The sequence below is a fragment of the Streptomyces sp. NPDC004051 genome, assembly GCF_053604275.1.
This window is the reverse complement of sequence record NZ_JBSGHG010000039.1, coordinates 26,892-39,623: the sequence shown is the minus strand read 5'-3', so window position 1 is coordinate 39,623 and position 12,732 is coordinate 26,892. Positions and strand designations below refer to the sequence as shown.

Sequence of the window (12,732 nt, the reverse complement as noted above, 5' to 3'; positions counted from 1 at the left end):
TCGTCCGGGAGGGGGCACGGTTCGGACAACAGGAGGGACTGAGGGGACGGAAAGACGGCGGAAAGACGACGGAAAAATTGACCAACAAGCGGTACGGGAGGGACGATTTCGGTCAGCTGCACGTGCATCTGCCCTTGCATCTGCCTTGCGCATCCGAAACCATGGCCCTCGCACCACCGCTGTATCGCCGTATCGCTACGACCGCGAATTCCGGGAGTGCCTCGCATGGGGACGAATGGATCGACCATGCTCGAGCCGTTACGGCAGGGCCTTCCGCCGCTGGACCCCGCGGCCGTGTCCGACGCCGCCTCCTGCTCCCTCCCGGCCCGCTACGAAGCGGTGCGCGAGGCCCGCCGGTTCACCCGGAAGACCTGTGACCAGTGGGACGTGGGCGACCGCTTCGACGACATGTGCCTGGTCGTCTCCGAGCTGGTGACCAACGCCCTGCGGCACGGTTTGCCGGCCGAGGCGCCACGGCCGGCGGAGCAGGAACCGCCGGTGCGGCTGCACCTGATGCGGTGGACCGGGCGGCTGGTGTGCGCGGTGCGCGACCCTAGCCACGGCAGTCCCGTCGCCGGTGCGGCGGGCGACTTCTCCGCCGAGTCGGGCCGCGGACTGCTGCTGGTCGAATCGCTCAGCGACAGCTGGGGCTGGCAGCCGATGAGGAGAGCGCTCGGCGGCAAGGTGGTCTGGGCCCTGTTCCGGCTCCACGATCCCGTCCCGTGACGCGGCACTGCGCCGCACACCCGGGGACCGTCTTCTCTCTACGCGCGTCACCACTCCGGAGCCGGGGTACGGGGGCGGAGGACCGCCGGGTCAGCCGGCGACGAGGTGGTCGAACTCGCCGTCCTTGACGCCGAGCAGCATCGCCTCGATCTCCGCGCGGGTGTAGACGAGCGCGGGCCCCTCGGGAAAGCGGGAGTTGCGCACCGCCACCTCGCCCCCGGGCAGCCGGGCGAACTCCACGCAGGACCCCTGCGAGTTGCTGTGCCGGCTCTTCTGCCAGGCCACGCCGGGCAGCCCGGTGGCCGCCATGCCGTTGTACACGCGGGACGCGCCGGCGCCGCCGTACACGTCCCCCTCGTACACGTCGCCGTCGTACACGTCGTGGTCCACAGGTCGCTCCCCGGTGTGCACTGGCTGGTGTGGCCATTGATGCAGTGGTCAACTGATCCGGATCATAGCTTTGTTCATGTGCAAACGCATGGGCAGATGCACGTGCACGAGGGGTGCTCCTGCGGTTACAGCGCTGCCGCCGGTCCTGCCGGTCCCCCGTCTGGAAGTGAGACGCACGCGAGGGCCTTCCTGTTCCCTCGTGTGTCTTCGTGTGTCCTTCGGTTCCCTGTTCAGTCCTGCAAGCGGTCTCTTTTCCGGCACGTGGTGTCACCGGGGGTGGTGGGATGCCGGGTACGTCCTGTTAGCTGGCCCCGGCCGTCCCGGCCGACGGGACCGACCACAGGCAGGGGGCTTGCGGTGACATCGGTGGATCAGTGGATCGCGGGGGCGTGCACCGCCTCGGGCCGTCGTATGCGGATCGCGTACGCGGCTCTGGCACTGGCCGGCGCGCTGGTGCTCACCGGGTGCGGCGGTGACGGCGACTCCCGCAACGGCTCCGCGCCCAGCACCACGCCGTCCGCACCTGCCGCACCGGCCGCGCCGACCACGCCCGGGTCAGGCGGCGCCGGGGCCGGGTCCGACGACGGAGGTGCGGAGGCGACCGGCGTCCCCACGGACAAGCTGGAGGGCAGCTGGTTCACCACGGTCGGGGGCAAGGCCGTGGCCCTGATGTTCACCGGCGACCAGGCGGCCCTCTTCGCCATGGGCGGCACCATGTGCAGTGGCACCGCGCGGGAGGACACCGGGGCCTCGACGATCAGCCTGGAGTGCGCGGACGGCAGGACGGACCGGACGAGCGGCACGATCGACCTCGTGAGCGGATCCACCCTGGAAGTCACCTGGGAGGGCCCTCTCGGCACCGAGACGTTCACCAAGGCCGAGGGCGGCCGGCTGCCGCAGGGGCTGCCGGCCGCGGGGCCGGGGTCGTAGGGGCTGCCGGCCGCGGGGCCGGCGTCGTAGGGCCCGCGCGGCCGGCAGCCCCTGCGGAGTCCGCCCTCCGGGTGCACCGGGAGGGCTCCCGGGGTGTGATGATCTGGGGGCTGCTCCACGACCCCAGGGGAATCATCATGCGCGCCATGCCGACCACCGTCACCGCCGTCACCGCCCTCCTCCTGCTGACCGCCTGCGGCGGCGAGGGCGGTGGCGACGGGGCGAAGGACGACGCGAAGCAGAAGCAGGAGATCAAGGCCTGTTCGGTCGCGACGGTGAGCCCGGAGGTCGGCCCCGCGAGCGAGGCCCCGGCCGCCGGTGACACCGGTGAGGTCCCCGTGGACCTCGTCAACCAGGGCCCCGCCTGTGTCCTGGACGGCTTCCCCGAGGTGAGCCTGGTGGCGGCCGGGGGCGAGCCCGTCGCGCTGACGCCGACGGACGGCGCCACGGCCCAGAAGCTGACCCTGACCGAGGGCGGGTCCGCCTCCTTCACGGTCACCTACGTGCGCGGACCGGAGGGCGCCGGCCTGAGCCTGGACGCGAAGACCCTGGAGATCGGCCTTCCCGGCGGCTCCGACACCCGCGAGTTCCCCTGGTCGTACGGACCGGTGGCGAACCAGGGCGAGGGGGCGGGCGCGGCCGACGCGACCGTGAGCGCCTTCCAGCGGGCGGGCGACTGAGCGGTCGGGGACCGGGCAAGCAGTGACCGGGCGGGCGGGCGTGGGGTCGAGCAGCCGGGGGACCAGACGGACAGTGACCGAGCAGGGGGGAGACCCAGCGGGCGGGGGACCGAGCGGTCAGGGGCCAGACGGTCGGGAGACCAGGCAGGCGGGAGACCGAACGGTCGGGAGACCGAGCAGGCGGGGCCGGGCGGTCAGGGACCGGGCAAACAGTGACCGGGCAGGCGGGGGCCGGGCAGACGGCCGGGCAGGCAGTGACGGGGCGGGGCCCGGTTCAGGGGCGCCGTCCGGGAAGCCGTCCGCGCGCTTCGACCTGGGCGTCGTCCGCCGCCCGCGCGCCCTCCTCCCATCCCGCCGCGTCGCTCACCCCGCGCAGCCGGGTGGTCGTCGTCTCCGGGAACAGGCGGTCCAGCCGTTCGGTGACCGCGACGTCGCGGGAGGCGAGCACCGGGAGCAGGTCGTCCGTCACCTGCCCCTCGGCGGCCGCCGCGAGACGCGCGCCCACGCGGTGCGCGTACGCCGCGAGGAAGGACTGCCGGAAGGTCTTGGTCCGCCTGCGTCCCCCGGCCCGCTGGGCCGCTTCCGCCTTCGTCATGGCCGTACCGGCCTGCACGAGCAGGGAGGTGTAGAGGAGTTCCACCGCCTCCAGGTCGGGGGCGAAGCCGACCACGGTGGAGAAGCCGAAGGCCTCGTTCCACACGGCCCGGCAGTGGTTCGCGGTGGCGATCGCGTCCAGCAGCACGGCCTTGGTCTGCTCGTACGGCGGCTCCACCCCGATCCGGCACGCGCCCGGGGCCGTCGCCGAGGGGGCCCGCACCGCGAGCAGTGCCTCGTCGACGCTGTGCCGTGCCATCAGCTCCTGCGCCTTGGCGGTGAGGGCCTCCGCCTCCTCCGGGAACCCGGTCGCCTCCGCCTTGGCCAGCAGCGCCCGGATGCGGCCCAGCATGCGGGACTCCGGGCGCCGCTCCCGCGCGGGTGAGCCCGTGCCCCCGTCGGGCTCGTCGAGGGGTTCGAGGGCGGGCAGGCGCAACAGCAGCCGGTACAGCTCCAGTACGGCGGTGGCGTGCGAGAAGCGGTCGGTGCGTTCACCGCGTTCACCCGGGCCGCCGTGGCCCTCGAGCTCGCCGAGCTGGGCGCGCCAGCGAGGGCCGCGGGGCCGGTCCCGCGGCGCCTGCGCGCGGATCAGCGCCGCGACCAGCCGTACGTGCACCTCGTCCAGTTCGCGCCGGACGATCCGTACGAGGTCGGCGGGCTGCCAGCCGCGCCGCCAGGCCGTCGCCACGAACTCCTCGCCCCGCCCGGCGAGTTCGGCGTCCGCCGCCGGATCGGAGGCGAGCAGGGACGCGCCGGCGTCGAGGGCGTCGTCGGTGGTGGCGTACAGGGCGGCCCGGAAGGCGCGGTCGACGGTGCTGGACGTGCTCACGGGCCGATCGTGCCATGCCCCCTCCCCCCGCCGAGCCCTGGACCTGACGCACCCATCTGTCAACTCGCGGTTGACGCCTCCCTGCTGTCAACCTAAGGTTGACACATGACGACGAACCCCGGCATCAAGTCATCCGTGCGTCTCGACGACCTCATCGCGGCCATCAAGAAGGTCCACGAGGAGCCCCTCCAGCAGCTTCAGGACGCGGTGCTCGCGGGAGAGCACCTCGGCGACGTGGCGGACCACCTGATCGGCCACTTCGTGGACCAGGCCCGGCGCTCGGGCGCCTCCTGGACGGACATCGGCAAGAGCATGGGCGTCACCCGGCAGGCGGCCCAGAAGCGTTTCGTGACGAAGGACTCGGCCCCGCTCGACCCGAACGAGGGCTTCCACCGCTACACGACCCGCGCCCGCACCGTGGTGATGGCCGCGCACAACGAGTCCAAGGCCGCGCGGAACGCCGAGGGCCTGCCCGAGCACCTGGTCCTCGGCCTGCTGGCCGAGCCGGGCAGCCTGGCCGCGAAGGCGATCACCGAGCAGGGCGTCACCCTGGAAGCGGTCCGCGCGGCCGCGACCGCGCTGCTCCCGCCGCCCGTCGAGGAGGCCCCCGAGCTGGTGCCGTACGGCCCGGCGGCCAAGAAGGTCCTGGAACTCACCTTCCGCGAGGCCCTCCGCCTCGGCCACAACTACGTCGGCACCGAGCACCTCCTGCTCGCCCTGCTGGAGCACGAGAACGGCGAGGGCGTGCTCAGCGGCCTCGGCATCGACAAGGCCGCCACCGAGCAGTACGTCACCGAGATGCTGGCGGAGTTCCTGGAGACGCGGGAACCGGAGGCGGCGGACGGACGGCCCACGAAGCCCGATTCCGAACCCGGGCAGGGCTGACCCGGGCATCCGGGCCCGGGGGTGTCGTCAGACCGCTGTCAGACCCCCCTGCCACACTCGCGGCATGGCCGACCGGTGGGCGCTCGCTCCGGCCGAGGACGGTGGCGTGGACGTCGCCCCCCTCGGCCCGGACGGGCTGCCCACCGCTCCGGTGCGGCGGGAGGAGGATCCCGCCGAGGCCGTGCGGAGCCGTCCCGGCGTCACGCGGTGGGTGTGGCGGTCCACCGCCGAGGTCCATCCGCGCCTGCTCGCCGCGGGGGTGCGAGTGGCGCGGTGCTACGACGTCGAGGCCGCCGAGACGCTCCTGCTCGGCCACGAGGGGCGGTACGGGGAGCCCCGTTCGGCCGCGGCCGCCCTGGCCCGGCTGCGCGGCGGCCCCGTACCGCCCGATCCGCCGCAGCGTCCGGCCGAGCCGGGCGCACAGTCCTCCCTCTTCGAACCCCGCACCGCGCACATACCGCTGGAGGACCTCCTCGCGGTCTACGCCGAGCAGCAGCGCCGGCTCGGCGCGACCGCGCATCCGGACAGGATGCGGCTGCTGGTGGCCGCCGAGTCGGCCGGGATGCTCGTCGCCGCCGAGATGAACCGCGCGGGGGTGCCCTGGCGGGCGGACGTGCACCGCGCGGTCCTGCACGACCTCCTCGGCGAGCGGTACGCGGGCGGCGGCGAACCGCGCAGACTCGCCGAACTCGCCGACGAGGTGTCCGCCGCCTTCGGCCGCCGGGTACGGCCCGACCTGCCCGCCGACGTCGTCAAGGCGTTCGCGCAGGCCGGGATCAAGGTCTCCTCGACCCGCCGGTGGGAGCTCGAGTCCATCGACCATCCGGCGGTCGAGCCGCTGATCGAGTACAAGAAGCTGTACCGCATCCGGGTCGCCCACGGCTGGTCCTGGCTCCAGGACTGGGTGCGCGACGGCCGCTTCCGGCCCGAGTTCCTGGCGGGCGGGACGGTGACCGGCCGTTGGGTGACCAACGGCGGGGGCGCGCTGCAGATCCCCAGGGTGATCCGCCGCGCGGTGGTCGCCGACCCGGGCTGGCGGCTGGTCGTCGCCGACGCCGCCCAGATGGAGCCGCGGGTCCTGGCGGCGATCTCCCGCGACCCCGGGCTGATGGAGGTGGCCGGCCGGGAGACCGACCTCTACCAGTCGGTGTCCGACCGCGTCTTCTCCGGCGACCGCGCGCAGGCCAAGCTCGCCGTCCTCGGCGCGGTCTACGGCCAGACCTCCGGCGACGGCCTGAAGAACCTCGCCGCCCTCCGGCGCCGTTTCCCCCGGGCGGTCGCCTACGTCGACGAGGCCGCCCGCGCGGGCGAGGAGGGCAGGCTCGTACGGACCTGGCTGGGCCGCACCTGCCCGCCCGCGGCCCGTGCGGCGGACGACACGGCGGAGGAGGCGGGCATCCCGGCCGCCGAGGAGGAACCCGACGCCGCCCGGCAGTGGGTACCGGGTTACGCCTCGACCGACGCCCGCGCGCGGGGCCGCTTCACCCGCAACTTCGTCGTCCAGGGCAGCGCCGCCGACTGGACCCTGCTGCTGCTCGCCGCACTGCGGCAGACCCTGACGGACATGGCCGCCGAACTGGTCTTCTTCCAGCACGACGAGGTGATCGTGCACTGCCCCGAACGGGAGGCGCAGACGGTGGCGGCCGCGATCCGCGACGCCGCCGCCCTGGCGGGCCGGCTGACGTTCGGACAGACCCCGGTCCGCTTCCCGTTCACGACGGCGGTGGTGGAGTGCTACGCGGACGCCAAGTGAGGCCTCGGCATGAGGAGCTGAGGGGGCATGAGGACATGGCGTACGCCGGTCCTCACCCACCGCTCAGATGACCGGCGGCCGCCCCAGCCGCGTCAGCCGCCGCACCGTCCGCCGGCGCATGGCGCGCCGCTCCCCGGCCGGCTCCCGCAGGCCCTCGCCTCAACGGCCCCGGTGACCGTCCTGACCTCGGATCCCGAAGACCTCCACCTGCTGTGCGGCCCCGGCGTCCGCATTGCCGAGGTCTGACACAGCGCGCCGCCGGGGAGCGCCGGTGGCCCGCGTCGTCCCGGTCAGCGGCGCCGCTTGCGGGTGTTCCTGCCGGCGGGGCGCCCGCGTTTGCGGGAGCGGCCGGTACGGGCGGCGGAAGAGCGCAGCACCCGGCCCGCCAGCTGCCTGAGTTCGTCGAGTCCGGCCCGGTCCGGGTGCGTGGAGGCCAGGGCGGCGGCAACCGCCTCCCCGGCCTCGGGGCCCTGGGCGCGCAGCGCCTCCTCGGCGCCGTCCCGGCCGCCCGCCAGCTCCACGAGCTGAAGCAGGCTCTCGGCGAGCACCAGCAGATGCTCGGCATCGGTCATGTCCTCGGGAGACAGCAGTTCACGCTGCGCCAGCGTGTTCAGCGCCGGCGGCGCCAACCGGCTGTCACCCCGCAGCCGGTGCAGCAGCCGCTCGCCCTCACCGTCCGGCAACGCCACCTGCAGCACGTCGAGCATCGCCTGCGCACGGGTGCGGAAGGCCATGTTCCCCACGGCGTCCGTCAGTTGCCGCAGAGCGGCCTCCCGCTCCCCGCGGGCCGAAAGCCAGCCGGCCAGCTCCACACGGGCGGTGTCCAGGTCGTAGTCATCGGCCAGTGCCCCCAGCAGACCGGCCGCCGGCGCCTGAGCCAGCTCACCGACCAGCGGCGCGTCCCGGCCGTCCGCCAGCAGCCGCTGCCGTACGGCCCGGGTGCCCAGCCCGGTGAGACGAATGAGCTCCACCGGACCCGCCGTCAGCTCCGCACGCCGGGCATCGGCACGCTCCTGCGCCGCCGGGTCCGCTGCAGCCCCCGCGACGCCCAGCAGCTCCGCGAGCTCCGGCGGCATGCCCGCGGGCAGTTCAGGTCCGGCATCGGGGAGGTCGACTTCCAGGAACACCGGATCGGCCATCCCCTGGTCGCGCTCGATCGCCCCCAGGCCGTCCAGCACGTCGAGCACCGTGCGCAGGTCCCGGTCGGCGTGCTCGAACCACATCCGGTGCCGGCGGTCCGACCCGTCGCCCAGCTGGAAGCGGGCGCGGTAGGCCAGGTGCACGGAGTCGCGCAGCCGCGGCCAGGGCATCGGGTACGGCAGGCTGTAGAGCGTGTTCAGCACATCCTCCAGCACGTCCTCGTAGGCGTCGAACAGCATCGACTCGACGTGCCGGCCGCCGCGCGCCCCGATCAGGGCCCGCCGCAGCTCGAAGCACGCGTCGAAGGCGCGCAACCACAGCTGGAGCGGGTCGGCCAGCACCGGCCGGGCCTTGGCCACCGCGTGCAACCGCCCCTTGGCCACCCGGACCAGCCGCGCCTTCTTCGCCCACTCCACCAGCAGCCCCAGTTGCGGCAGGTCGGCCGACGAACGCACCCCCTCGGTCCTGTCGCCGGTGCCCAGCACGTCCACCAGCTCACGGGCGTCCGCCATCCGCAGCCGCCCCGTTCCCGTCACCATCCGGCCGCCCGGCCCCGCCCACTCGGCGAGCCCGCGCAACTGCGACACGATCGCCGACCCTTCGGCCCGTCGTCGCAACTCGTCGTCCGTGGGGAGCGTCACGGGCAGCTGCGGTTCGGCCCGGGCCGCACCGGACGGTGCACGGCCGGTGAGCCGTTGCTCCATGATCGCGTCGAGGGTCTGCTGGTCGTAGGCGACCTCGCCGCGCTGCGCCCGGTCCGCGAAGCGCTGCAACGCCGCCCCGTCCCGGATGTCCACGCCCTGCTCGGCGGCTGTCGTCATCCAGTACTTCGCCAGACCCCAGCGGGTACGGTCCGCCATCACCGCCGGGTACCGTTCCGCGGCCGCGTCGACCGCGGCGAGGGACTCCTCGAGCACGGGGCCGCGCGGGTCCGCCAACTGCGCGGCGTGCAGATAGCGCAGCAACGTGCGCAACGTGCCCGGGGCGTCGCCGCGTTCCTCCCCGGGGAGTTCGGTGACCTGCCGGGGAAACCAGGAGAGGAGCAGTTCCTCCACGTGCCGCGGCTCCCACCACCCGAGTCGGCCGTCGACGGTCGCCCGGTGCCGGTACTCCAGCGCCGCCTCGGCCAGGAAGCCGTCCACCGGCAGACCCTGCTCCCCGGCCCACCGGACCAGCCGGTCGACCAGCAACCCGCACGCCGCCTCGAACTCCTCCTCCGCCTCGGCCTCGAACCGCATCCGCATGAACCCGCCCGCCCCACTCGCCCGCAGTGCTTTGTGTCACGCCACGCTACCGCCGCACCACACCGCACCACGCCGAGTCCGCGCGGCCGAGATTGACTCGTCGGAATCCTCTACGGCCGACGGCGTACCGGAAAAAGCTTCCTGTTGCGCAGCCTCCACCACCCGCTCGACGTCCTCACCACCTCCGGATTCCTCATCAAGGACGAGGACCTGCTGCTGCAACGCCGTCCCGTCCTACGGCTCGCCGACCCCGCCGTACGCCTCCACCGGCTCGGCACCACACCCCGGCTCGCCGCCTTCGAGGAACGCAGGGCACAGCCTGCCTGGCGCGCCGCCGAACACACCGTCAGCGCCCAGATCTTCGGTCCCGCCTTCGAGCAGCTCGCCCGTGAATGGGCATCCCGCCACGCCTCGGCACACACCCTCGGCGGCGCCATCGGCAAAATCGGCAGCACCGTCGTGAACGACCCGGCCGGCAAGCAAGCAGCACGAGATCGACGTCGTGGCACTGGACGAGGGCGAGCGCAGGCAGACTCACAACCCGGTCGTCCGCGCCATCGGCGAAGCAAAGTCTCCGACCGCGCCCGGACCCTCGTCGGCCTCGACCGGCTCGACCGGCTCGACCGCATCCGCGGTCTGCTGGTCGCGCGCGGGGCACGCGCGGCGAGCGCGAAACTGCTGCTCTTCGGACGCCCCGGCTTCGACCTCGACCTGACCCGGGCCGCAGCGGAGCGTCACGACGTGGAACTCGTGGATCCGCACCGGATCTGGCACGGGGAGTAACACGACGAGGCCGACGAAGCCGCCGGAGAACGGCACTCCAGCCATGCGCCCCGCCACGCCCCGAGCAGCAAGAAACCCCAAGTCAGCGGCTGTCTGACCTGGGGTCTCGGCGGAGCCGCCTTCGGGATTCGAACCCGAGACCTACGCATTACGAGATCAATAGAGCCACCCTCGCGACCTTGCTTTTCGGGCGAGAACGCCGCTGACCTGCACTTTTCCCATCCTTAGCTGTCTCGCCATATCCCTGACTTTCCCTCACTGACGTGTACGGCATGTGTACGGCAGCGCGAGTGACCCCCTTCTCCAGATGAGTTGATTTCAGACTCAAGTAGGCGTACTTTGGATTCACTGCTTCCCGAAAACGAAGCAGCCCCGCCCGGTGCTCCAACACCGATGCGGGGCCTAGGTGCCGACCCTCCTACAAAGGGACCGAACCATGCACAACAACGTACCCTCCGCCGCGCTCTGCGGCGCCCGCCGGCCCGGTTGGGAGCACGGGCCGGCGATTGGTATCCACCGCATCCCGTGCGTCCTCGAGCGCGGGCACGTCGGCGAGCACGCGAACGCGTTCGGCCAGGCGTGGCCGGACCCGCTGGCCGACGCCGACCAGGCGGCCGTCGAGTGCGCGTTCTGCCGCATCCCGGCCACCGAGCAGTACTCGGCCCGCACGGGTGGCACGTTCGCCACGTGCGGCCCGTGCGGCCGGTCGCACCGCTACTCCGTCGCCGGAGAGAAGACGGCCGTCCTGTTCCTCAAGGAGATACCGGAACTCGCCGGACGGATCACGGTCGGCGAACTCGCCGTCGTCTTCGCCGGCGCGATGAAGGCCGCGGGGGTGACCGTCTGATGAGCAGCAGCACCGAGCCGCGCACCGTCACCCTGGCCACCATCGACCACGGGGACGTGACACTCCCCGAACCGTCGTGGTGTGTCGGCCACGCCGACCACCGGCCCGACACCTACCGCACCGACATCGCTCACAACGCCCCTGAGATCGCCCTCACCGTCCACGGCCGGACCATCGGCCACGCGGTCGTCTCGCAGGCACCGTGCGCCGAGCGCAGCACCCGCGAGATCCAGGCGTTCGTCGTCCTCTCCTACGAGGGCGCCGGCGGTTTCGACCCGGCAGGCCTGTACGACTTCGCCGCCGAGCTGGACACGCACGCCGACCGGCTGCGCGACCTCGCCGACCAGCTGGCCGTCATCGTCACCGAGGAGACCCTGTGAAGCGCGACCCTTCCCGCGCCCTCGCCATCGGCGCCGGCCTCGTCATCATCGCCCTCACGGCCGCCGCGTTCTGGCTGTCCTACGCCCACCTCGCCGAGGTCGCCCTCGCCCACGGCATGGAAGGCAAGGAGGTCCGCGCCTGGGTCTGGCCCGCCACCCTGGACCTGTTCATCGTCGCGGGCGAGCTGCTGATGCTGCGCGCCGCCCTGAGCCACCGTGTCGACTGGTGGGCGATCGGCCTGACGGTCGTCGGCTCCGGCAGCTCCATCGCGTTGAACGTGGCCGGGGTGGGTGAGAACGCCGGGCGGCTCGACTACGTGGTCGCCGCCGTGCCGCCCACGGCCGCGCTCCTCGCCTTCGGCGCCCTGATGCGGCAGGTACACCAGGCCCTCGCCGGTCAGGACGACGCACCCGAGGTGACCACCGAGGTGACCGAGCCGGTGACCGTGGAGCGGGTCGGGGATGACCAGCCGCGGCCGGTGCTGGAGCCCGCCCCGGTGGTCATCCCGCAGGCGCCCGCGCTGGAGTCAGTGACGATCTGGGACCCGTTCAAGGGCTCGGATCTGAACTGCAAGGTGACCGCTGCGGTGCCTGCCGAGACAGCCCGGGAGGTGGTCACCGAGGTCATCGCGCTCACGCCCGCTGACCTGCGCAAGAAGGCCCGCAGCCTGCACCGGGAGGCGGTCAGGTCGACGCGCCGCCCGGTGACCATCAAGCGGCTGCAGGATGAGCTGGGGCTGTCCCGCCGTGAGGCGACCGAGCTGCGCCGCGCGGTGGTCACGGAGGCGGCATCGTGAGCGACCTGGAGAAGGCCGCCCGCGACGCTGCGGAGGCCGCCGACAACTCGGAGATGGTCCGGCAGATCGCCGCGATCCTCGCCGCCCAGCAGCTGCTCAACCAGCAGCAGCCGCAGCAGCCGGCATGCCAGCACCAGCAGGGGCGCAGCGCGGGCGAGTGGCTGGGCATCGGCGCCGCCATCTGCGTCGGCGGTGTGGGCCTGGCGTTCGCGTCCATCGCCATCGCCATCGGTGCCCTGTCCGTCGCGGTCCTCGCCCTGGTCCTCCGCTCCATCTGGCAGGACGCCCAGAAGAAGCGCTGATCGGCTGACCTGCTGCCCGATCCGCCCGGCCTGCCCGGGCGGTGAGGGGAGCCGGGACAGCCCCGGTCCCATCGCGAGAGGACCGCTCATGTTCGGACGTAGCGAGAAGCCCCGCAACGAAGGCGGCTTTGTCACCGACGAGAAGGTTGAGGGCGGCGTTGACGTCGTGATCGTCACGACCGAGGGCGTGCGCGTCCACCACATCCCCGGCGGTCTCACCGAAGACGAACTCCTCGACTGACCGGCGCACCCACACGAGAGGAACCTTCCATGCCCGCCACGAATCACGACCCGCACACCTGGGCTGAGCTGGCCCGCGTCGTCGCTCTCGGCGCGCAGATCCAGCGCCGCAAGGCACAGGGCAAGGGCACCGCCCGGCTCGAGAAGCGCGTCGACGAGATCCGAGCGAAGGCGCAGGCCCGCGAGGACGCGCGCCGCAAGCAGTAGCAACG

At 73.0% G+C, this 12,732-nt stretch carries 15 protein-coding genes and 2 pseudogenes; 13 read left to right on the top strand and 4 right to left on the bottom strand.

Features of this window, described 5'->3' with window-relative positions:
• The first annotated feature begins 246 nt into the window (after positions 1–246).
• Positions 247–726: an ATP-binding protein gene (locus tag ACWEQO_RS29145; protein ID WP_452985813.1), complete on the top strand. Its 480-nt coding sequence runs from the start codon at positions 247–249 to the stop codon at positions 724–726.
• A 90-nt stretch (positions 727–816) separates the two neighbouring features.
• Here the strand turns inward: ACWEQO_RS29145 and ACWEQO_RS29140 are convergent, their stop codons facing one another.
• Complete coding sequence (locus ACWEQO_RS29140; protein ID WP_452985812.1) at positions 817–1,116, bottom strand: DUF397 domain-containing protein; 300 nt, start codon at positions 1,114–1,116, stop codon at positions 817–819.
• 357 nt (positions 1,117–1,473) lie between these two features.
• Between ACWEQO_RS29140 and ACWEQO_RS29135 the strand changes: the two genes are divergently transcribed.
• Both ACWEQO_RS29135 and ACWEQO_RS29130 read left to right on the top strand, forming a co-directional pair.
• Complete coding sequence (locus ACWEQO_RS29135) at positions 1,474–2,046, top strand: hypothetical protein (protein ID WP_452985811.1); 573 nt, start codon at positions 1,474–1,476, stop codon at positions 2,044–2,046.
• A 137-nt stretch (positions 2,047–2,183) separates the two neighbouring features.
• Positions 2,184–2,726: a DUF4232 domain-containing protein gene (locus ACWEQO_RS29130; RefSeq protein ID WP_452985810.1), complete on the top strand. Its 543-nt coding sequence runs from the start codon at positions 2,184–2,186 to the stop codon at positions 2,724–2,726.
• A gap of 274 nt (positions 2,727–3,000) precedes the next feature.
• Here ACWEQO_RS29130 and ACWEQO_RS29125 read toward each other — a convergent pair whose 3' ends face one another.
• Positions 3,001–4,149 (bottom strand): DUF2786 domain-containing protein, encoded by a 1,149-nt coding sequence (locus ACWEQO_RS29125; RefSeq protein WP_361459592.1) that lies wholly within the window; start codon positions 4,147–4,149, stop codon positions 3,001–3,003.
• Between the two features lie 105 nt (positions 4,150–4,254).
• Here ACWEQO_RS29125 and ACWEQO_RS29120 point away from each other — a divergent pair, with 105 nt between their 5' ends.
• Entirely contained in the window at positions 4,255–5,034 is a 780-nt protein-coding gene (locus tag ACWEQO_RS29120) for a Clp protease N-terminal domain-containing protein (protein WP_361459593.1), read from the top strand.
• A gap of 64 nt (positions 5,035–5,098) precedes the next feature.
• Entirely contained in the window at positions 5,099–6,787 is a 1,689-nt protein-coding gene (locus ACWEQO_RS29115) for a bifunctional 3'-5' exonuclease/DNA polymerase (RefSeq protein WP_452985809.1), read from the top strand.
• Between the two features lie 63 nt (positions 6,788–6,850).
• Here ACWEQO_RS29115 and ACWEQO_RS29110 read toward each other — a convergent pair.
• A pseudogene (locus tag ACWEQO_RS29110) lies at positions 6,851–6,943 on the bottom strand (glycosyltransferase family 2 protein); the annotation flags it as partial.
• Here ACWEQO_RS29110 and ACWEQO_RS29105 point away from each other — a divergent pair.
• A pseudogene (locus ACWEQO_RS29105) lies at positions 6,938–7,033 on the top strand (DNA-binding protein); the annotation flags it as partial. The pseudogenes ACWEQO_RS29110 and ACWEQO_RS29105 sit on opposite strands and share 6 nt — an antisense overlap.
• 44 nt (positions 7,034–7,077) lie before the next feature.
• Here ACWEQO_RS29105 and ACWEQO_RS29100 read toward each other — a convergent pair.
• Positions 7,078–9,171: a hypothetical protein gene (locus ACWEQO_RS29100; RefSeq protein WP_452985808.1), complete on the bottom strand. Its 2,094-nt coding sequence runs from the start codon at positions 9,169–9,171 to the stop codon at positions 7,078–7,080.
• Positions 9,172–9,315: 144 nt separating this feature from the next.
• Between ACWEQO_RS29100 and ACWEQO_RS29095 the strand changes: the two genes are divergently transcribed.
• From ACWEQO_RS29095 to ACWEQO_RS29065, 7 genes are all read left to right on the top strand, one after another.
• Positions 9,316–9,954 carry a hypothetical protein gene (locus ACWEQO_RS29095; RefSeq protein ID WP_452985807.1) on the top strand — a complete coding sequence of 213 codons (639 nt, stop codon included), beginning with the start codon at positions 9,316–9,318 and terminating at the stop codon, positions 9,952–9,954.
• Between the two features lie 436 nt (positions 9,955–10,390).
• Positions 10,391–10,801, top strand: coding sequence for a hypothetical protein (locus ACWEQO_RS29090; RefSeq protein ID WP_452985806.1), 411 nt, complete (start codon positions 10,391–10,393; stop codon positions 10,799–10,801).
• Positions 10,801–11,181: a DUF6907 domain-containing protein gene (locus ACWEQO_RS29085; RefSeq protein WP_452985805.1), complete on the top strand. Its 381-nt coding sequence runs from the start codon at positions 10,801–10,803 to the stop codon at positions 11,179–11,181. Before ACWEQO_RS29090 ends, ACWEQO_RS29085 begins: the two co-directional genes overlap by 1 nt.
• Positions 11,178–11,978: a DUF2637 domain-containing protein gene (locus ACWEQO_RS29080; protein WP_452985804.1), complete on the top strand. Its 801-nt coding sequence runs from the start codon at positions 11,178–11,180 to the stop codon at positions 11,976–11,978. The genes ACWEQO_RS29085 and ACWEQO_RS29080 overlap by 4 nt, the downstream gene beginning before the upstream one ends.
• Positions 11,975–12,280, top strand: coding sequence for a hypothetical protein (locus ACWEQO_RS29075; RefSeq protein WP_452985803.1), 306 nt, complete (start codon positions 11,975–11,977; stop codon positions 12,278–12,280). The genes ACWEQO_RS29080 and ACWEQO_RS29075 overlap by 4 nt, the downstream gene beginning before the upstream one ends.
• Before the next feature lie 88 nt (positions 12,281–12,368).
• Positions 12,369–12,521, top strand: coding sequence for a hypothetical protein (locus tag ACWEQO_RS29070; RefSeq protein ID WP_452985802.1), 153 nt, complete (start codon positions 12,369–12,371; stop codon positions 12,519–12,521).
• 29 nt (positions 12,522–12,550) lie between these two features.
• Positions 12,551–12,727 (top strand): hypothetical protein, encoded by a 177-nt coding sequence (locus tag ACWEQO_RS29065; RefSeq protein ID WP_452985801.1) that lies wholly within the window; start codon positions 12,551–12,553, stop codon positions 12,725–12,727.
• Positions 12,728–12,732 lie beyond the last annotated feature (5 nt).

Coding starts and splice junctions, on each gene's coding strand:
- ACWEQO_RS29115 (WP_452985809.1), top strand. CDS start 5,099: ATGGCCGACCGGTGGGCGCTCGCTCCGGCCGAGGACGGTGGCGTGGAC.
- ACWEQO_RS29065 (WP_452985801.1), top strand. CDS start 12,551: ATGCCCGCCACGAATCACGACCCGCACACCTGGGCTGAGCTGGCCCGC.
- ACWEQO_RS29090 (WP_452985806.1), top strand. CDS start 10,391: ATGCACAACAACGTACCCTCCGCCGCGCTCTGCGGCGCCCGCCGGCCC.
- ACWEQO_RS29130 (WP_452985810.1), top strand. CDS start 2,184: ATGCGCGCCATGCCGACCACCGTCACCGCCGTCACCGCCCTCCTCCTG.
- ACWEQO_RS29120 (WP_361459593.1), top strand. CDS start 4,255: ATGACGACGAACCCCGGCATCAAGTCATCCGTGCGTCTCGACGACCTC.
- ACWEQO_RS29100 (WP_452985808.1), bottom strand. CDS start 9,171: ATGCGGATGCGGTTCGAGGCCGAGGCGGAGGAGGAGTTCGAGGCGGCG.
- ACWEQO_RS29085 (WP_452985805.1), top strand. CDS start 10,801: ATGAGCAGCAGCACCGAGCCGCGCACCGTCACCCTGGCCACCATCGAC.
- ACWEQO_RS29070 (WP_452985802.1), top strand. CDS start 12,369: ATGTTCGGACGTAGCGAGAAGCCCCGCAACGAAGGCGGCTTTGTCACC.
- ACWEQO_RS29145 (WP_452985813.1), top strand. CDS start 247: ATGCTCGAGCCGTTACGGCAGGGCCTTCCGCCGCTGGACCCCGCGGCC.